Origin of the sequence: Arenimonas sp., assembly GCF_041913985.1 — a bacterium.
Lineage (GTDB): Bacteria > Pseudomonadota > Gammaproteobacteria > Xanthomonadales > Xanthomonadaceae > Arenimonas.
The window spans coordinates 1-16,998 of the sequence record NZ_JAYSEG010000031.1 but is presented as its reverse complement, the minus strand read 5'-3'; the positions used below and the strand labels follow the sequence as shown (position 1 = coordinate 16,998).

At 72.1% G+C, this 16,998-nt stretch carries 17 protein-coding genes; 7 read left to right on the top strand and 10 right to left on the bottom strand.

The features are described from left to right. Window position 1: 1 nt before the first annotated feature. Window positions 2-1,783, bottom strand: a complete 1,782-nt coding sequence (locus tag ACE3Q2_RS10665; protein WP_374474005.1) for an autotransporter assembly complex family protein — start codon at window positions 1,781-1,783, stop codon at window positions 2-4. Between the two features lie 147 nt (window positions 1,784-1,930). Between ACE3Q2_RS10665 and ACE3Q2_RS10660 the strand changes: the two genes are divergently transcribed. The 3 genes from ACE3Q2_RS10660 to ACE3Q2_RS10650 are packed head-to-tail and all read left to right on the top strand — an operon-like array spanning window position 1,931 to window position 6,146. Next, complete coding sequence (locus ACE3Q2_RS10660) at window positions 1,931-4,249, top strand: TonB-dependent receptor domain-containing protein (protein WP_231696852.1); 2,319 nt, start codon at window positions 1,931-1,933, stop codon at window positions 4,247-4,249. A 16-nt stretch (window positions 4,250-4,265) separates the two neighbouring features. Beyond that, on the top strand, window positions 4,266-4,952 hold the full coding sequence (locus tag ACE3Q2_RS10655) for a Fe2+-dependent dioxygenase (protein WP_231696851.1): 687 nt from the start codon (window positions 4,266-4,268) through the stop codon (window positions 4,950-4,952). A 9-nt stretch (window positions 4,953-4,961) separates the two neighbouring features. Next, window positions 4,962-6,146 carry a PepSY-associated TM helix domain-containing protein gene (locus tag ACE3Q2_RS10650; RefSeq protein WP_374474004.1) on the top strand — a complete coding sequence of 395 codons (1,185 nt, stop codon included), beginning with the start codon at window positions 4,962-4,964 and terminating at the stop codon, window positions 6,144-6,146. Here the strand turns inward: ACE3Q2_RS10650 and glyS are convergent. Next, window positions 6,135-8,225, bottom strand: a complete 2,091-nt coding sequence (glyS, locus tag ACE3Q2_RS10645) for a glycine--tRNA ligase subunit beta (RefSeq protein ID WP_374474003.1) — start codon at window positions 8,223-8,225, stop codon at window positions 6,135-6,137. The two genes, ACE3Q2_RS10650 and glyS, sit on opposite strands and share 12 nt — an antisense overlap. Next, on the bottom strand, window positions 8,218-9,132 hold the full coding sequence (gene glyQ, locus ACE3Q2_RS10640) for a glycine--tRNA ligase subunit alpha (protein WP_231696848.1): 915 nt from the start codon (window positions 9,130-9,132) through the stop codon (window positions 8,218-8,220). Before glyQ ends, glyS begins: the two co-directional genes overlap by 8 nt. Window positions 9,133-9,200: 68 nt before the next feature. On the opposite strand from glyQ, the gene ACE3Q2_RS10635 reads away from it, so the two are divergent. Both ACE3Q2_RS10635 and ACE3Q2_RS10630 read left to right on the top strand, forming a co-directional pair. Next, entirely contained in the window at window positions 9,201-9,935 is a 735-nt protein-coding gene (locus ACE3Q2_RS10635; RefSeq protein ID WP_374474002.1) for a glutamine amidotransferase, read from the top strand. Next, the gene (locus tag ACE3Q2_RS10630; protein WP_374474001.1) at window positions 9,932-10,858 is read left to right on the top strand and encodes a hypothetical protein; all 927 of its coding nucleotides are present in this window, start codon (window positions 9,932-9,934) and stop codon (window positions 10,856-10,858) included. The genes ACE3Q2_RS10635 and ACE3Q2_RS10630 overlap by 4 nt, the downstream gene beginning before the upstream one ends. Before the next feature lie 7 nt (window positions 10,859-10,865). Here the strand turns inward: ACE3Q2_RS10630 and ACE3Q2_RS10625 are convergent, their stop codons facing one another. From ACE3Q2_RS10625 to ACE3Q2_RS10605, 5 genes are all read right to left on the bottom strand, one after another. Further along, window positions 10,866-11,558, bottom strand: a complete 693-nt coding sequence (locus ACE3Q2_RS10625) for an RDD family protein (protein WP_374474000.1) — start codon at window positions 11,556-11,558, stop codon at window positions 10,866-10,868. 3 nt (window positions 11,559-11,561) lie between these two features. Next, the gene (gene tatC / locus ACE3Q2_RS10620) at window positions 11,562-12,302 is read right to left on the bottom strand and encodes a twin-arginine translocase subunit TatC (protein WP_231696844.1); all 741 of its coding nucleotides are present in this window, start codon (window positions 12,300-12,302) and stop codon (window positions 11,562-11,564) included. Further along, on the bottom strand, window positions 12,299-12,682 hold the full coding sequence (gene tatB, locus ACE3Q2_RS10615) for a Sec-independent protein translocase protein TatB (RefSeq protein ID WP_374473999.1): 384 nt from the start codon (window positions 12,680-12,682) through the stop codon (window positions 12,299-12,301). Before tatB ends, tatC begins: the two co-directional genes overlap by 4 nt. A 26-nt stretch (window positions 12,683-12,708) precedes the next feature. After that, the gene (gene tatA, locus ACE3Q2_RS10610) at window positions 12,709-12,942 is read right to left on the bottom strand and encodes a Sec-independent protein translocase subunit TatA (RefSeq protein ID WP_374473998.1); all 234 of its coding nucleotides are present in this window, start codon (window positions 12,940-12,942) and stop codon (window positions 12,709-12,711) included. Window positions 12,943-13,013: 71 nt separating this feature from the next. After that, the gene (locus ACE3Q2_RS10605) at window positions 13,014-13,697 is read right to left on the bottom strand and encodes a lipid-binding SYLF domain-containing protein (protein ID WP_231696841.1); all 684 of its coding nucleotides are present in this window, start codon (window positions 13,695-13,697) and stop codon (window positions 13,014-13,016) included. A gap of 119 nt (window positions 13,698-13,816) precedes the next feature. On the opposite strand from ACE3Q2_RS10605, the gene hemH reads away from it, so the two are divergent. Together hemH and ACE3Q2_RS10595 are read left to right on the top strand one after the other, a co-directional pair. Then, complete coding sequence (gene hemH / locus ACE3Q2_RS10600) at window positions 13,817-14,824, top strand: ferrochelatase (RefSeq protein ID WP_231696840.1); 1,008 nt, start codon at window positions 13,817-13,819, stop codon at window positions 14,822-14,824. Beyond that, window positions 14,824-15,666 carry an alpha/beta fold hydrolase gene (locus ACE3Q2_RS10595; RefSeq protein WP_231696839.1) on the top strand — a complete coding sequence of 281 codons (843 nt, stop codon included), beginning with the start codon at window positions 14,824-14,826 and terminating at the stop codon, window positions 15,664-15,666. The genes hemH and ACE3Q2_RS10595 overlap by 1 nt, the downstream gene beginning before the upstream one ends. On the opposite strand, the gene ACE3Q2_RS10590 is transcribed toward ACE3Q2_RS10595, so the two are convergent. Beyond that, window positions 15,663-16,181: a hypothetical protein gene (locus ACE3Q2_RS10590; protein ID WP_231696838.1), complete on the bottom strand. Its 519-nt coding sequence runs from the start codon at window positions 16,179-16,181 to the stop codon at window positions 15,663-15,665. The two genes, ACE3Q2_RS10595 and ACE3Q2_RS10590, sit on opposite strands and share 4 nt — an antisense overlap. 20 nt (window positions 16,182-16,201) lie before the next feature. After that, window positions 16,202-16,966: a SprT family zinc-dependent metalloprotease gene (locus ACE3Q2_RS10585; protein ID WP_374473997.1), complete on the bottom strand. Its 765-nt coding sequence runs from the start codon at window positions 16,964-16,966 to the stop codon at window positions 16,202-16,204. Window positions 16,967-16,998 lie beyond the last annotated feature (32 nt).

Here is a 16,998-nt window from a genome sequence, read left to right as displayed (position 1 = left end):
TTCACAGGTCGGGCCCGATGTTGAGGTGCAGGCGAATGGACTGCTGCGCATCGCCGCCGAAGCCGTGTGCCACGTCGATGCGCACCGGGCCCACCGGCGAGCGCCAGCGCAGGCCCAGGCCGGCGCCCACCTGCGGGTCGAAGCTGCCGTCGCCGTCGAAGGCGTCGCCGGCGTCCACGAACACCGCCGCACCCCATTCGCGGGTGAACATGCGCTCGAACTCGGCGCTGGCCACCAGCAGGTGCTTGCCGCCGAACACGTAGCGGCGGCCGTCGGTGCCCAGGAAGTACTGGCCGATTTCCTTGTAGCCGTAGCCGCGCACGCTGCGGTCGCCACCGGCGTAGAAGCGCAGCGAGGGCGGGAAGCTTGGGAAATCACCGCTCATCGTGGTGCCGGCCTCGGCGCGCAGCAGCAGCCGGTGGCGGCGGCCGAAGCTGCGGATCCAGCGGCCTTCGGCGCGCACCTGCAGGAAGTCGAGGTCGGAGCCGAAGGCCGACGAGCCCGCGCGCAGTTCCAGCGTCAGCCCGCGCGCGGCGCGCGGGTAGAGCGGGTCGTCGCTTTCGCCCCACTGCGCCCACAGCGAGGGATAGACCAGGGTCGAGTAGGAATAGTCGAAGCCGGTGGCGGCGTCTTCGAAGCGTTCGCGCCGGTAGTTCAGCGCCGCCAGCAGGTTCCAGTTGCCGAGCCGGCCGCTGCGGCTGCCCACCAGTTCGAACAGCTCGTTGTTGATGCCGTCCACTTCCTCCTGCCGCAGCTTGGCGCCGGCGGTGTACCAGCCGTCGAGCCACTTGAAGGCGGGGATGCGGTACTGCGTGGCCAGGTCGTTGCGGCGCTGGGCCAGGCTGAGCAGGCTTTCGAACTTGTGGCCGCGGCTGTTCACCCAGCGCCGCTCCAGGCCGCCGGTGAGGCCCAGGCCGGAATCGGTGCCGAAGCGCACGCCGGCCGAGTACACGCTGCGCTTGGCCGGGCTGAGCGCCACGGTCACGGGCACCTGCTTGTCCTGCGCGTCGTCGGGCCGCGGGCGGATGTCGATGGCGGCGAAATAATCGAGCTCCGCCAGCGAGGCCTGCAGCGCCAGCAGTTCGGCCTGGTCGTAAGGCTGGCCGGGTTTCCACGGCACCAGGTGCTCCAGCAGGCCGGGGCGGAAGGGGTGGCCTTCGAGCGTGGCTTCGCCCAGCGTGTAGCGCTCGCCGCTGTCCCAGGCCAGGGCGATGTCGGCGGCGTGTTCGGCGCGGCTGACGGTGACGCGGTGGGTGTCGAGCCGCGCGTCGAAGTAGCCGCGCGCCGCCAGCGCCCGGTCCATGTTGGCCTTGCCGGTTTCGTAGGTGGCGTGGTCGAACACCTGGCCCTCGCGCGGGCGCAGGCGCTGCAGGCGGCGGGTGAGGGCGGTGTCGGTTTCGGCGGCGCCGGTGAGCGCCAGTTCGCGCCGGCGCACCTTCACCGGTTCGCCGGGGGTGATGGCCACGCGCACGGTGATGCGATCGCCGTCGCGCACGACCTCGGTCTCGACCTGGGTGTCGTAGTAGCCGTAGGGCTCCAGGGCCTGGCGCGCCTCGCGCGGCACGCGCCGCAGCAGGTAGGACAGGCGGCTCTCGGTGAGCGCCCTGCGGCGGTTGGGGTTGAGGCGGTGCAGGGAGAGCGCGTCGAGCACGTCGTCGTGCTGCGCCTCGTCGTCCACGCCGGTGACCCGTACCGCCACCAGCTCCAGCGCCGCCGCCGGCGCGGCCACGCACAGGCAGAGCAGGAAGGTGGCGAGCAGGCGGGCGGGGGGCGCGAAGGGCATGCGCGGACAGCATAACGGGTGCCGCAAGCCCGGCCGGGCAAGGCTTCGTGACGAAGGGCTTGCCATCCGGCGCGTTGCTAATGATAATGATTCGCATTAGCTAGCCGCTTCGGCCCAGCCAACCACCTCCTGCCCAAGGACCGAAGCATGTCCCGCTCCCGCCCCCCGGTGGCCCGCCCGGCCGCCCCGAATCCGCTTTGCCTGGCCCTCGCGCTGGCCCTTCCGGCCGCCGCCACCGCGGCGCCGGCGCCCACGCAGCTCGAGACGGTCGAGGTCACCGGCGAGCGCGTGGACAAACCCGCCTCGCCCAAGTACACCGAGGCCCTGCTCGACACCCCGCAGACCGTCACCGTGGTCGACCGCGCCACCATGGACCAGCAGGGCCTGCTGGGCCTGCGCGACGTGCTGCAGACCTTGCCCGGCATCACCTTCGGCGCCGGCGAGGGCGGCGGTGGCTACGGCGACTCCATCACCCTGCGCGGCTTCAGCGCCAGCGCCGACATCACCGTGGACGGCGTGCGCGACAGCGCCCAGTACACCCGCAGCGACAACTTCAACCTCGAGTCGGTGGAGCTGGTGAACGGCGCCAACTCGGCCTATTCGGGCGCGGGTTCGGTGGGCGGCAGCATCAACCTGGTGAGCAAGGCGGCGCGGCTGGAGGACTTCGCCCAGGCCACGGCCGCCATCGGCAGCGACGGTTTCCGCCGCCTCGCCGGCGACGTGAACCAGGTGCTGGGCGAGGGCCACGCCCTGCGCCTGAACGCGATGGTGCACGAAAACGACGTGCCCGGCCGCGACCACGAGCGCTTCGAGCGCTGGGGTTTCGCGCCTTCGCTGGGCCTGGCGCTGGATTCCGATACCCGCCTGACCCTGTCGGCTTTCGTGCAGCGCGACGACAACCTGCCGCAGTACGGCCTGCCCTATTTCCCGGCCTACGGCGGCGTGCTGCCCGGCGTGGACGAGGAAGGCTACTACGGCTACCACAACGTGGACCGCCAGGAGATCGCGGCCGATAGCGTGACCGGCGTGTTCGAGCATGACTTCAGCGAACGCGTGCAGCTGCGCAGCCTCGCGCGCTGGCAGCAGGTCTCGCAGGATTCGATCGTGGATGCCGTGCAGGGCACCTGGTGCCTGGACGAGGGCATCAATCCGGCCACCGGCGCCGCCTGCACGCCGGCCGGCAGCTACCTGCCCAGCGGCCCGCGCGGCTACCGGCGCCAGACCGAAAACGCGCTGGCCACCAGCCAGACCGACCTGACCGCGCGCTTCGCCACCGGCGCCGTGAGCCACGCGCTCGTGGCCGGCGTGGCCTTCACCCACGAAACCTTCGAGCTCGACACCGGCAACGTGCTGCGCAACGCCGACGGCAGCCCGGTGGCGCTGCCGCGCATGGACCTGTCGAACCCGGATTCGCTCTGGACCGGCCCGGTGAACTATTTCCGCACTGGCCGCAGCGAGGGCACGCTGTCGAACCAGGCGCTGTATGTGTTCGACACGCTGGGCTTCGGCGAGCGCTGGAAGCTCAACCTCGGCGCGCGTTACGAACACAACGCCGGCGACACCACCACTTACGCGGTCAGGACCTACACCGCGCCCACCGTCGCCAACCCTAGTCCCGACAACACCGGCCTGGGCACCTTGCTCGGCAAGAACGCCGTGTTCGAGAACGAGGAGAACCTGTTCTCGTGGCGCGCCGGCCTGGTCTACAAGCCGGCCGACAACGGCACGGTGTACCTGAGTTATGCCAACAGCAAGACGCCGTCCAAGGCCTCGGTCAACGGCGCCTGCACCGCGGCCACCTGCGGCGTGGACCCGGAAACGGCCGCGAACCTCGAGCTCGGCACCAAGTGGGAAGTGCTCGACGGCCACCTGGCGCTGAGCGCGGCGCTGTTCCGCAACGAGCGCGAGAACTACCGCGTGGCCGACTTCGACCCGGCCAATCCCACCGGCGAACAGCAGCTCGACGGCCGCGCGCGCGTCGACGGCCTGGCGCTGGGCATCGCCGGCCACCTCACCGAGGCCTGGTCGGTGTTCGCCAACGCCACCTTGCTCGACAGCGAGGTGCTGCAGTCGGTGTCCGACTACTGCCTGCGCAACCCTGGCCAGAACGGCTGCACCAACACCCCGGCCGGCCCGGACCCGGCGCGCGGCGACCGCATCATCAACACGCCCGAGCGCTCGGCCAGCCTGTGGACCACGTATGCCATCGCGCCCGGCTGGACCTTGGGCTACGGCGTGACCTACCAGGGCGCCTTCGACGCAGGCCGCGTGGCCGGCCTGCCGGACGTGCCGGCGTGGACGACGCACCGGGCCATGGCCTCGTGGGCGGTCAACAGCCAGCTCAGCCTGCAGCTCAACCTCAACAACCTCACCAACGAGAAGTACGTGACCCGCGTGCGCAACAACGGCTGGGCCACGCCCGGCGAAGCGCGCTCGGCCGTGCTCTCGGCCACCTGGCTGTTCTGACCACCGCGAGGCCGCCATGCTGCTGCAAGTTCCCAACGTACTCACCGCCGAAGAAGTGGCCGCGTTCCGCGCGCGGCTCGCCGGCGCCGCCTGGGCCGATGGCCGCGTCACCGCCGGCTACCAGTCGGCGCAGGCCAAGCAGAACCTGCAGCTGCCGGAGAACGACCCGTTGGCGCGCGAGCTGGGCGGCCGCGTGCTCGACGCGCTGGGCCGGCACCCGCTGTTCTTCAGCGCGGCGCTGCCCCGGAAGATCTACCCGCCGCTGTTCAACTGCTACCGCGGCGGGCAGTCCTTCGGCTTCCACGTGGACAACGCCGTGCGCTACGACCGCGGCGCCGCTCGGCCGGAACCGGTGCGCACCGACCTCTCGTCCACGCTGTTCCTGAGCGCCCCGGACGAGTACGACGGCGGCGAGCTGGTGATCCAGGACACCTACGGTACGCACCGCGTGAAGCTGCCCGCCGGCGACCTGGTGCTCTACCCGGGCTCGAGCCTGCACGAAGTGACGCCGGTGACGCGCGGCGAGCGCCTGGCCAGCTTCTTCTGGACCCAGAGCCTGGTGCGCGACGCCGGCCAGCGCCGCGAGCTGTTCGAGCTCGACCGCGGCATCCAGGCGCTCACCGCCGCCGCGCCCGGCCACCCCGGCCTGGTGCAGCTCACCGGCGTGTACCACAACCTGCTGCGCCGCTGGGCCGAGGCCTGAGGCCGCCGCATGCTGCGCAGGATCCTGTTCCAGACCCACTGGTTCCTCGGCATCACCGCCGGCGTGGTGCTCGCAGTGGTGGGCGTGACCGGCGCGCTGCTGTCCTACGAGGACGCGCTGCTGAAGCTGCTCAACCCCGGCGTGATGACGGTGGAATCGGCTGGGCGGATGCCGCTGCCGCCGGAGGAACTGCTGGCGCGCGTCGCCGCCGCCGAGCCGGGCAAGGCGCTGCAGTCGCTGACGCTCTCGTCCGACGCGCACAACGCGGCCCGTGTCGGCTTCGCACCGGCGCCCGGCGCGCCGCCGGGCCCGGGCGGCCGGCCGCGCGGTGAAATGCGCTGGCTCGACCCGTACACCGGCGAGCTGCTGGGCCAGCCGCGCGGCGAAGGCTTCTTCCGTTTCACCATGCAGCTGCACCGCTGGCTGGCGGCGGGCGAGTGGGGCAAACAAATCGTCGGCGCCTCGACGGTGGCGCTGGTGTTCTTCTGCGTCTCGGGCCTGTACCTGCGCTGGCCGCGCCGCTGGGCCAGCCTGCGCGCCTGGCTGCACCTGGACACGCGGCTCACGGGCCGGCGTTTCCTGTGGCACCTGCATTCGGTGGCGGCCACGTGGCTGCTGGTGCCTTACCTCGTGATGGCGCTCACCGGCCTGTGGTGGAGCTACGGCTGGTACCGCGAGGGCGTGAATTCGCTGGCGGGCATGCCGGCGCAGGCGATGCGCGGCGGGCCGGCTGGCGCGCCCGGGGTCCGCGATGCCGGCCCGGCGCCGGCGGTGGACGTGGCTGCGGCCTTCGCTGCCTTCGACGCCGCGGTGCCGGCCTGGTCGACGCGCACGCTGCGCCTGCCGGCGGCGGCCGGCGCGCCGGTGGAGTTCAGCTACCAGGACGCGGACCCGGCGCACGAGCGCGCCAACAACCGGCTGGCGCTCGACGCCGGCACGCTGGCCGTGGCCGCGCACGAACGCTTCGACGACAAACCCGCCGGCCAGCGCTTCGTGGCCGCGATCTTCCCGCTGCACAGCGGCAGCTTCTTCGGCGGGTCGGGCCTGCTGCTGTTCTGCCTGGCCAGCCTGGCGATGCCGCTGTTCACGGTCACCGGCTTCCAGCTTTACCTCGACCGGCGGGCAAAAAAACGCGCCGGCGTGGAGCGCCGGCGCGTGCGTGAGCTGGCCTTGGCGAAACGCTCAGCCGGCTGAGAGCTGCTCCACCGCCGCGACCGCCGCGAAGCGGTCGGCGATGAGCTTGAGCAGGGCCAGGCGGTTGTCGCGCACCGCCGGGTCTTCGGCCATCACCAGGGTGCGGTCGAAGAAGTTGTCCACCGGCGCCTGCAGCGCGGCCAGGCGCTTGAGCGTGCCGACGTAGTCGCGCTGCGCCAGCAGCGGGTCGGTGTCGGCGAGCGCGGCGGCGAGCGCGTCGTGCAGCACCTGCTCGGCCGGTTCGGCCAGCAGCGACGCATCGACCACCGGCGGGATCGAACCTTCGACCTTGCGCAGGATGTTGCGGATGCGCTTGTTGGCCGCGGCCAGCGAGCTGGCCTCGCGCAGGCGGGCGAACTCGGCGATGGCCTTCAGGCGCTTGTCGAAGTCGAGCAGGGAACCGGGGCGCACTTCCGCCACCGCGTCGAACTGCGTGCCCGGCACGCCCTGTTCGGCGTAGTAGGCGCGCAGGCGCTCGAGGATGAAGTCGTAGAGCTCGGTGCTGGGCGCCCAGGTGAGCTCGCGCGGCAGGCCGGCGTTGGCGTCGTCGAGCAGGGCGCCGAGGTCGAGGTCCATCTGGCCTTCGATCAGCGTGCGCGCCAGGCCCTGGGCGTTGCGGCGAAGGGCGAACGGGTCCTTGTTGCCGCTGGGCTTGAGCCCCGCGGCGAAACCGCCGGCGATGGTGTCGAGGCGGTCGGCCACGGCCAGCAGGCGGCCCAGCGGCGAAGCCGCGATGGCGTCGCCGGAGAAACGCGGCGCGTAGGCCTCGTCGATGGCCTCGGCCACGTCGGCCGGTTCGCCCGAGGCCAGCGCGTAGTGCCGGCCCATCTTGCCCTGCAGCTCGGGGAATTCGCCGACCATGCGGCTGAGCAGGTCGCACTTGGCCAGCGAGGCGGCGCGGTTGGCCTTGAGGCTGTCGGCGCCCAGGGTCTCGGCGATGATGACGGCCAGGCGCGCCACGCGCGCGGCGCGGTCGGCGTAGCTGCCCAGCTTCTGCTGGAAGGTGACGGTGGCCAGGCCGGTCATCCAGGCGTCGAGCGGCTGCTTGAGGTCTTCGTCGAAGAAGAACTTGGCGTCGGCGAAGCGCGGGCGGATGACGCGCTCGTAACCCTTTCGGATCTCGGCCGGGTCCTTCGATTCCAGGTTGGCGATGCCGATGAACTTCTCGCTGAGCTTGCCCTCGGCGTCGAGCACGGGGAAGAACTTCTGGTTCGTCTCCATGGTGAGGATCAGCGCTTCCTGCGGCACGCGCAGGAACTCGCGCTCGAAGCCGCACAGGATGGCCTTGGGCCATTCCACCAGGCAGTTCACTTCCTCGAGCAGCTCGGCCGGCACGCGGGCCTGGCCACCGGCTTCCTTCGCCGCGGCGGCGATCTCGGCGCGGATGCGCTCGCGGCGTTCGCGCGGGTCGGCCAGCACCTTGGCCTCGCGCAGCGCCTGCAGGTACTCACCGGCCTCGTTGAGCCAGACGCCCTTGGCGTGGTGGAAGCGGTGGCCGCGGCTCATGCGGTCGGACTTCAGGCCCAGCACCTCGCCGGGGGCCACGTCGCGGCCCAGCAGCATCACCAGCCAGTGCGCGGGGCGCACGAAGGCGTAGTCGCGGCTGCCCCAGCGCATGGGCTTGGGCACCGGCAGGGCCTTGAGCGCCTCGGCGGTGATTTCGGCCAGCAGGGTGGCGGTGGCGGCGCCGGGGCGCGAGGAGCGCGCCACGAAGCGCATGCCCTTGGCATCGGTGACGCGGTCGAGCTTATCCCACTCGAGCCCGTTCTTTTGCGCGAAGCCCAGCAGCGCCGGCGTGGGCTTACCCTCGGCGTCGAGGCCGATGTTGGTGTAAGGCCCCAGCACTTCGCTGTGCTGAACCGGCTGCTGGGTGGCCACGGCCGGCAGGAACACGGCCAGGCGGCGCGGCGAATACAGCGGGCCGGTGGCGGGCGTGCCGGGTTCGTCACGCACCTCGATGCGGCGCGCGGCCAGGCCCTTGAGCACGCCGTCGTGGAAGGCCTGGGCCAGTTCGGGCAGCGCCTTCGGCGGCAGCTCCTCGGTGCCCAGTTCGATCAGCAGCGGCAGGAAATCAGCCATTGATGGTCTCCTTGGTCTTCTTCAGGCCCGGGAAGCCGAGCTTCTCGCGCTGGGCGTAATAGGCTTCGGCCACGCTGCGCGAGAGCGCGCGCACGCGCAGGATGTAGCGCTGGCGCTCGGTGACCGAGATGGCGCGGCGGGCGTCGAGCAGGTTGAACGAGTGCGAGGCCTTGCAGACCTGCTCGTAGGCCGGCAGCGGCAGGCCCAGCTCGACCAGCTTCATGGCCTCGCGCTCGCAGGCGTCGAAGCGGTGGAAGAGTTCCTCCACGTCGGCGTGTTCGAAGTTGTAGGTGCTCTGCTCGACTTCGTTCTGGTGGTAGACGTCGCGGTAGTGCACCGGCGTGCCGTCGGGGCCGACGGTCCAGACCAGGTCGAACACGTTGTCGACGTTCTGCAGGTACATGCACAGCCGCTCGAGGCCGTAGGTGATCTCGCCGGTCACCGGCTTGCACTCCAGGCCACCGGCCTGCTGGAAGTAGGTGAACTGGGTCACTTCCATGCCGTTGAGCCAGACTTCCCAGCCCAGGCCCCAGGCGCCGAGCGTGGGCGATTCCCAGTTGTCCTCGACGAAGCGCAGGTCGTGCACCAGCGGGTCGACGCCGAGCGCCTTGAGCGAGCCGATGTAGAGGTCGAGGATGTCGTCGGGGTTGGGCTTGAGCACCACCTGGTACTGGTAGTAGCGCTGCAGGCGGTTCGGGTTCTCGCCGTAGCGGCCGTCGGTGGGGCGGCGGCAGGGCTGGACGTAGGCGGCGGCCCAGGGCTCGGGGCCGAGCGCGCGCAGGAAGGTGGCCGGATGGAAGGTGCCGGCGCCGACCTCGAGGTCGAGCGGCTGGATCAGGACGCAGCCCTGTTCGCCCCAGTACTGGTTGAGGCGCTGGATCAGCTCCTGGAAGGTCGGTGCGGTCATCGCGGTTTCGCCCTGTCCAAAGCGCGCTAGTATAGCCGCGGCCCGCGTCCCTGCTTGTTTTGCGCCCGATGAAGCCCTTCCTGATCCTCGAGACCGGCGTCCCCATCCCCAGCCTGCGCCGCCATGGCAGCTTCGGCCACTGGATCCGGGTCGCCGCCGGCCTGCATGGCCGCCAGGTGCGCCAGGTGCGCGTGCTCGACGGCGAGCCGCTGCCGGAGGCGGCCGACTACGCCGGCGTGCTCATCACCGGCTCGGGCGCCATGGTCACCGAGCGCGCCGACTGGAGCGAACGCTGCGCCGACTGGCTGCGCGACGCCGCCGAGGCCGGCCAGCCGCTGTTCGGCATCTGCTACGGCCACCAGCTGATCGCGCACGCGCTGGGTGGCCAGGTCGACTACAACCCGCGCGGCCGCGAAATGGGCACGGTGCCGGTGTCGCTGCACGCCGAGGCGGCCGGCGACCCGCTGTTCGCCGGCCTGCCCGCGCGCTTCGACGCCCACACCACGCACCTGCAGACCGTCACCACGCCGCCGCCGGGCGCCAGGGTGCTGGCGGCCTCCGACCGCGACGACTGCCAGGCCTTCCGCTGGGGCGAGGCGGCCTGGGGCGTGCAGTTCCATCCCGAGTTCAGCACCGGCATGATGCGGGGCTACATCCACGCCCGTTCCGAGGCGCTGGCGAAGGAAGGCACCTGCCACGCCAGCCTGTCGAAGGCGGTGCGGCCGGCGCCGCTGGCGCGTCGCGTGCTGCGGCGCTTCATCCACCAGGCGCACGGGCGCGGCAGGCACGAAGGGAACCGATGAACATCCGCAAGATCGACACCAACGCCGTCATCGCCTGCTTCACCCGCGCCGTCGACCTGGGCGGCCGCAACCCCAAGGCCGTGTTCGGCGCGGCGCTGCTGGCGCTGGTGCTGGTGTTCGGCCTGGGCACGGTGCTGATGCTGGGTGCCATCGCGGTGGCGGTGGGCGCGGGCTTCGACCCGAAGACGGCCGGCCCGGCGATGATGCTGGCGCTGGTCGCGCCCATCATGCTGTTCTACATGGTGCTGATGCCGGTGCTGGGCGGCGGCATGATGCACGTGGTGCACGAATCCGAATCCGGCCGGCCGGTGTCGGCCCTGGGCGTGTTCGCCGGCTTCCGCGGCGGCCGCCTAGCCTCGCTGGCGGGCCTGGCCATCCTGCCGCTCGCGGGCCTGGCGCTGACGCTGCTGAACTACCGCCTCTTCGGCGGCCCCACCTATTTCGCCGAGTACACGGCGATGATGGAGGCGGCCATGCAGGGCGTGCCGCCGGTGCCGCCCGAGGCGCGCTCGCCGGCGCTGATGTTCCTGGTGGGCCTGGGGCTCACGGCCCTGCAGAACCTGCTGCAGCTGGTCACGGTGCCGGCGGTGCAGCTGGGCCGGCGCAGCACGCTGGGCGCCATCGCCGACGGCCTCGCGATGGTGCGCCACAACCCGGGCCCGAGCCTGCTGCTGCTGGTGCTGGGCTTCGCCGCCATGCTGGCGGTGGCGCTGGTGATGGTGGTGGTGGCGCTGGTGCTCGGCGTCATCGCCGGTCTGCTGCCGCTGCTGGGGGTGCCGCTGGCGCTGCTGGTGATGCTGGCCTTCGCCGCGGCGGGGGTGGTGGTTTACACCGGCGTGGCGTACTTCGCCTGGCGCAGCCAGTTCGCGCCGGAAGACCCGGCCGCGGGCCCGCCGCCCATGCCGGCCCAGTTCGAGGCCTGAACCCGCTTCAGGGCAGGCCGGTGGCCAGGGCTTCGAGGGCGAGCACCGCGTAGAACGTGGCCACCGTGGCGAAGGCCGCCAGCAGCGCGACCGCCTGCGCCCACAGCCAAAGCCTGGCCCCGCGCGGCATCGCCGCCGGCGCGCAGGGCGCCAGCACCACGCGGGTGTCGCTGAGCAGGTCGTGCAGGGCCCGGTGGTCGGCGCGCCAGCCAGCCATGGCGTGGCCCAGGTGCAGCAGGCACCACGAGGGAACCCCCGCCACGAAGCGCAGCGCCACCCGGCCCGGCCCCGGCCGGCCGCCGTCGCCGCGTTCCACCCGCAGCCCGAACAGGCGCTTGCCCGGCGTGGCCTGCCAGGGCGAGGCCTCGAAGGCCACCCACCAGGCCGCCGACAGCGCGAACAGCACCGCCACGGCCACCAGTGCGGCGTCGAGCCAGGTGCCCGCCAGGTCAACCAGGGCCGCGCGCAGCGCCGGGTCGTTCGCCCAGCCGGGCAGGGCCTGCAGCGGGTCGCGGCCCTGGCCGAGGGCCACGTCGGCCAGTTCGAACAGGCGCAGCTGGAAACGGGACAGGTGCAGGTCGGTCTGGGCCAGCATGCGCTGGCCGGTGCCCCACAGCAGCGGCACCGAGAGGGCGAGCGGCGCCAGCGCGTCGAGGCTCCAGGCGGCGTAGCGGCGCCAGAACCCGGCCGGGCTGGCCATGGCTCAGGCCGCGGCGGCCCGGCGCTTGAGCACCGCGCCCGCCACGATGCCCAGCTCGTAGAGCAGGCACATCGGGATCGCCAGCATCAGCTGCGACACGACGTCGGGCGGGGTGATGATGGCCGCCAGGATGAACACGCCGACCACCACGTAGCCGCGCGCCTCGCGCAGCTGGGCCGGCGTCACCACGCCCAGCACCACCAGCACCACCACGGCCACCGGCAGTTCGAAGCTCAGGCCGAAGGCGAGGAAGATGACCAGCACGAAGTCGAGGTAGCGGCTGATGTCGGTCATCATCGCCACGCCCTCGGGCGTGATGGCGGTGAGGAAGCCGAACACCATCGGCAGCACCAGGAAATAGGCGAAGGCGCAGCCGGCGTAGAACAGCAGCACCGCCGCCACCAGCAGCGGCTTGGCCAGGCGCTTTTCGTTCTGGTACAGGCCCGGCGCCACGAAGGCCCAGGCCTGGTAGATCAGCACCGGCGCGGCCAGCACCAGGGCGGCGAAGAAGGCCAGCTTCACCGGCGTGAAGAAGGGCGAGGCCACTTCGATGGCCACCAGCTGGCCGCCGGCCGGCAGCTTCGACAGCAGCGGCGCGGCGAGCTCGGCGTAGAGCCGGTTGGCGAAGGGCATCAGGGCCGCGAACACCGCCAGCACCGCCACCACGCCCTTGAGCAGGCGCGAGCGCAGCTCGAGCAGGTGGCCCATCAGGGTTTCTTCGGGCTGGCCGGCGCGGCCGGTCATGGCGCGGGCGGCTCCTGGCGCGGGGCGGCGGGGGGAGCTTCAGGCGCGGCGGGTTCGCCCGGCGCGGCGGGCGGCGCGTCCTGCGCCTGGGCCTCGGCTTCGCGCACGGCACCGCCAAGGGTCTCGCCGGCGTTGCGCAGTTCGCGGGTGGTGTCCTGCACGGCTTCGCGCAGTTCGCGGGCCGGGTCGCCGACGCTGCGGCGCATTTCGTCGGCGGCCATCTCGCGTTCGAATTCGGACTTCACCGAATACCACTGCGCGCGCGCCTTGCGCACCCACAGGCCGGCGAAGCGGGCGGCCTTGGGCAGGCGCTCGGGACCGAGCACCACCAGGGCGACCACCGCGATCACCAGCAGTTCGCTGAAACCGATGTCGAACATGGAATTGCCGCCAGCCGGAGGCCGGCTCAGCCGTCCTTGCGCGAGTCCTGCGGGGCGGCGTCGGACTTGGTTTCGCCGGCGTCGCGACGCTCGTTGCCGAGCTGGGCCGGCGGCGCGTCGTCGCCGTCCTTGAGGCCCTTCTTGAAGCCCTTGATGCCTTCGCCGAGGTCCTTGCCGATGGTGCCGAGCTTCTTGGTGCCGAAGATCAGCACCACCACGACCAGGACGATGATCCAGTGCCAAATGCTAAAGCTGCCCATGCCAGTGATTCCTGCGCGGTTGCGATGGGCGAAGGATAGCGCAGCCGGGGGCCGGCCGCGCCGTCCGTCCGTCACTGTTTGACGGTGTTTTCCTCGAGCCGGTCGCGGAAATCGACCACGGCGCCCGGGGCGGGGCCGGTGCGGCCCTCGAAGATGGCCCGGGGGGTGGTGTTGCGACCGTACACGGCCTGGTTGGCCTTGTGGTCGATGCGCAGCACGGTGCCGTCCAGGGCGACGCCGGCGAACAGGCCGCGGGCGCGGGAATAGCTGTAGATCTCGGCCTTGAGCTGCTCGTCGGTGCTGGCCTGGGCGCTGCGGCCGACCGGGCCGGCGGCCACCGAGGCGTCGGCGCCAAGGGTGAACTTGCCGTTGACGATGTTGTCCACGCCGCGCTGGCTGCGGAACACCAGGATCACGTCGGCCGACTGCACGCCGGCCTGGAAGCCGAAGCTGCCGCCGCCGAGCTTGATGAAGCTGGGGTTGGACCAGGTGCCGTCCGGGCTGCGCACCGAGACCAGGCCCTTGCCGCCGCGGCCGCCGATGACCAGGCCGGCCTTGACCACGTCGGGGATGACGGCGATGGCGTAGGCCTCGCCGAACATCTTCTCGGGCACCGCCGTTTCCGGGATGCGCATGATTTCGGCCAGCACGCGGGCGGCGTCGGAGGCCTTGGCCTCTTCCTTGACGCCGGCCTGGGCCGGCAGGGCCAGCGCCAGGGCGAGCAGGGCGGCGAACGGGGCCAGGATTCGGGACATGGGCTTTACTCCGGGAGGACGCGACGCTTCGAGTATGGTGGCGCGGAATGAACCGTGGGTGAGCCGCGCCTTCACTTGCGCGATGATAAGTTGCGCGCAGCCGACAAGGACAGGTCCGCATGAAACCCTATCTCGACGCCCCCGCCAGCGCCGGCACCGGCCGCACCGCCCTGCTGGTGGTGAACCTGGGGACGCCCGACGCGCCCACCCGCCGCGCCGTGCACCGTTACCTGGCGCAGTTCCTGCACGACTACCGGGTGGTGGAGCTCACCCGCTGGCTGTGGTGCCCGATCCTGCACTTCATCATCCTGCCGCTGCGCTCGGGCAAGGTGGCGAAGAAGTACGCCTCGATCTGGGCCGAGGGCGGCTCGCCGCTGCTCGTGTACACCCAGCGCCTGGCCCAGGGCCTGCAGCACGCGCTGCCCGACGTCTCCGTGCGCGTGGCCATGCGCTACGGCAACCCCTCGGTGCCCGACGTGCTGCGCAAGCTGCAGGAAGAAGGCATGTCGCGCCTGCTGGTGCTGCCGCTGTACCCGCAGTATTCGGCCAGCACCTCGGGTTCGGTGCTCGACGCCGTGGCCAAGGAGCTGGCCGGCTGGCGCCGCACGCCCGACCTGCGCTTCATCGCCGACTACCACCTCGACGGCGGCTGGCTCGACGCCATGGAAGCTCGCGTGCGCGCCCACTGGGACCTGCACGGCCGCGCCGATAAGCTGCTGATGAGCTTCCACGGCCTGCCCAAGCGCTACGAAACCGCCGGCGACCCCTACCCGCGCCAGTGCGAGGCCGGCGCCCGCGCCCTGGCCGCGCGCCTGGGCCTGGCCGAAGGCGAGTGGAAGCTCACCTACCAGTCGCGATTCGGCCGCGAGGAGTGGCTGCAGCCCTACACCGACAAGACCCTCGAGGCGATGGCCCGCGACGGCGTGAAGACCGTGGACGTCGTGTGCCCGGGTTTCGCCGTGGACTGCCTGGAAACGCTGGAGGAGATCGCCGTCGAGAACGACGAGGCCTTCCGCCACGCCGGCGGCCAGGCGCTGCGCTACATCAGCGCGCTCAACGACGAACCCGGCCACGTGGCCGCGCTCGCCGCCCTGGCGCGACGCCAGCTGCAGGGCTGGCCGCACTGATGCACGAGCAGCGCATCGAAACCGCGCGCGGCCCGCTGGCGGCCCTGCGCGGCGGCCGCGCGGGCGGGCCGCGGCTGCTGTGCCTGCATGGCTGGCTCGACAACGCGGCCAGCTTCCTGCCGCTGTCGCCCTGGCTGGCGGAGTTCGACTGGGTGGCGCTGGATTTGCCGGGCCACGGCGCCAGTTCGCACCGCGCGCCGGGTTACGACTACGCCTTCGCCGACTGGCTGCACGACGTGCTGGACGTGCTCGACGCGCTGGGCTGGGAGCAGGCCGACCTGCTGGGCCATTCCATGGGCGGCGCCATCGCCTGCGCGCTGGCCGCCGCCGCGCCCGCGCGCGTGCGCCGGCTGGCGCTGGTGGAAGCGCTGGGCCCGGTGGCGGGCGACCCCACCCTGGCCGGCAGCCGCCTGCGCGAGGCCGTGCAGGCCCGCCGCGCGCGCGGCATGCGGCCGACACGCGTGATTCCTGACCTGGAAACGGCGGTGGCCATGCGCCTCACCGCCACCCAGATGGACCGCGAGTCCGCGCGCCTGATCGTGGAGCGCAACCTGCAGCCGGTGCGCGGCGGCTTCGCCTGGCGCAGCGACCCGCGCCTGACCCTGCCGGGCCACGTGCGCATGGACGAGGTGGCGGTGCAGTCGCTGCTGCGCGCCATCGAGGCGCCGGTGCTGGTGGTGGCGGCCGACCCGGCGCCGCCGTATTTCACCGCCGCGGTGCGCGAGGCGCGCCTGGCCTGCCTGCGCGACGGCCGCGTGCTCGTGCTGCCGGGCAGCCACCACCTGCACATGGAGCAGCCGCAGGCCGTGGCGACGCCGGTGCTGGAATTCCTGCGCGCCTAGTCGGCGCTGGGCTGCACGGTGACGGCCAGGGTGGTGCCGCCGTCGGCCTCGGCCACGAAGTTGGCTTCCATGCGGCGCTGGTCCTTGGTGAAGCCGGCCACGTAGATGGGCGCCTGCTCGAGCACGCTGGCCTCGGTCCAGCCCTGGGCGGCCTGGGCCTGGCGGAACTCGGCGAACACCAGCGCAGCCGCGCGCGGGCTGCGCAGGCTCACCGACACCGCGTCGCCCAGGCTCATGGCGGTGATGAGCCGGCCGTCTTCCGGCAGGCGCACGTCGGCGGGGAAGGTTTCCGGCAGGCGCACGTCGTCGCCGCTGGTGGCGACGTAGGTGCCTTCCTCGGTTTCGATGGTGACGGTCTGCTGGCCGTCTTCGATCTCCACCTCGGCGTGCTGGCCGCTGCTGGCTTCGATGGCCTTCTCGACCAGGGTTTCGTTGGCCTTGTCCTGGGCCTTGCCGCAGGCGGCGAGCAGGACGGCCGCCAGCGCGGCGGCGGGCAAGCGGTGCATCGGGTTCACGGTGGTATCCGGCGGGGCGGTTACCGGATCAAACGCGCCAGCGTTCCCTTCAAGGCCAGCCCCTCGCCGCGCAGGTAGTCGCGCTCGTCGCGCCAGGCCGGGCAGCGCGCTTCCACTTCGCGCCAGAAGCGGCGCGAATGGTTGGCGTGGATCAGGTGGCAGAGCTCGTGCACCAGCACGTATTCGAAGGCCGACGGCCGGCCGAGCACCAGGGCCAGGTCGAGCGAGAGCGCGTCGGAGGGGCTGAGCGAACCCCAGAGCGACGACAGCGGGCGCAGGCGGAAGGCCATGGGCGCGCGCGGCAGCGTGGGCAGGTATTTCGGCACCCAGGCGCCCAGGTCGGCGCGGGCCTGTTCGAGGTAGAACTCGCGCAGGGCGGCGCGGGCGCGGCGGTCGTCGGCGCGCTCGGGCAGGTGCAGCTCGATGCCGTGCTCGCCGAGGCGGGCGCGGGCGAAGCGGCCCTCGTGCCAGCTCAGCGGCACCTGTTCGCCGCGCAGCGGCAGCGGTTCGCACTGGCCGCGGCCGAAGGCGGGCGCGTCGGCGGCGGGCTGCTTCGCCAGCTGGGCCACGAGCCAGTCGCGGTGCTCGAGCAGGAAGCTTTCGGCCAGGCGCACCGAGGCCGTCATGGGCAGCGTGAGGCGCGCGCCCTTGTCGGAAACGATCAGGCGCAGCCGGCGCGCGCGGCGGTCGCGCACCCAGCGCACCGGCACGGCGCCGCCGTCGGCCAGGGCCAGCGCGCGGGTTTCAGGCGCGGGCGGGGCCGGGCGGGTGAGTCGCAGGAACATGGGCGTAATTTACCTTGTGCGCGCACCTGTAG

Excerpts from the sequence above, each read along its gene's own strand:
- ACE3Q2_RS10665 (WP_374474005.1), bottom strand. The coding sequence starts at position 1,783 with ATGCCCTTCGCGCCCCCCGCCCGCCTGCTCGCCACCTTCCTGCTCTGC.
- ACE3Q2_RS10660 (WP_231696852.1), top strand. The coding sequence starts at position 1,931 with ATGTCCCGCTCCCGCCCCCCGGTGGCCCGCCCGGCCGCCCCGAATCCG.
- ACE3Q2_RS10655 (WP_231696851.1), top strand. The coding sequence starts at position 4,266 with ATGCTGCTGCAAGTTCCCAACGTACTCACCGCCGAAGAAGTGGCCGCG.
- ACE3Q2_RS10650 (WP_374474004.1), top strand. The coding sequence starts at position 4,962 with ATGCTGCGCAGGATCCTGTTCCAGACCCACTGGTTCCTCGGCATCACC.
- glyS (WP_374474003.1), bottom strand. The coding sequence starts at position 8,225 with ATGGCTGATTTCCTGCCGCTGCTGATCGAACTGGGCACCGAGGAGCTG.
- glyQ (WP_231696848.1), bottom strand. The coding sequence starts at position 9,132 with ATGACCGCACCGACCTTCCAGGAGCTGATCCAGCGCCTCAACCAGTAC.
- ACE3Q2_RS10635 (WP_374474002.1), top strand. The coding sequence starts at position 9,201 with ATGAAGCCCTTCCTGATCCTCGAGACCGGCGTCCCCATCCCCAGCCTG.
- ACE3Q2_RS10630 (WP_374474001.1), top strand. The coding sequence starts at position 9,932 with ATGAACATCCGCAAGATCGACACCAACGCCGTCATCGCCTGCTTCACC.
- ACE3Q2_RS10625 (WP_374474000.1), bottom strand. The coding sequence starts at position 11,558 with ATGGCCAGCCCGGCCGGGTTCTGGCGCCGCTACGCCGCCTGGAGCCTC.
- tatC (WP_231696844.1), bottom strand. The coding sequence starts at position 12,302 with ATGACCGGCCGCGCCGGCCAGCCCGAAGAAACCCTGATGGGCCACCTG.
- tatB (WP_374473999.1), bottom strand. The coding sequence starts at position 12,682 with ATGTTCGACATCGGTTTCAGCGAACTGCTGGTGATCGCGGTGGTCGCC.
- tatA (WP_374473998.1), bottom strand. The coding sequence starts at position 12,942 with ATGGGCAGCTTTAGCATTTGGCACTGGATCATCGTCCTGGTCGTGGTG.
- ACE3Q2_RS10605 (WP_231696841.1), bottom strand. The coding sequence starts at position 13,697 with ATGTCCCGAATCCTGGCCCCGTTCGCCGCCCTGCTCGCCCTGGCGCTG.
- hemH (WP_231696840.1), top strand. The coding sequence starts at position 13,817 with ATGAAACCCTATCTCGACGCCCCCGCCAGCGCCGGCACCGGCCGCACC.
- ACE3Q2_RS10595 (WP_231696839.1), top strand. The coding sequence starts at position 14,824 with ATGCACGAGCAGCGCATCGAAACCGCGCGCGGCCCGCTGGCGGCCCTG.
- ACE3Q2_RS10585 (WP_374473997.1), bottom strand. The coding sequence starts at position 16,966 with ATGTTCCTGCGACTCACCCGCCCGGCCCCGCCCGCGCCTGAAACCCGC.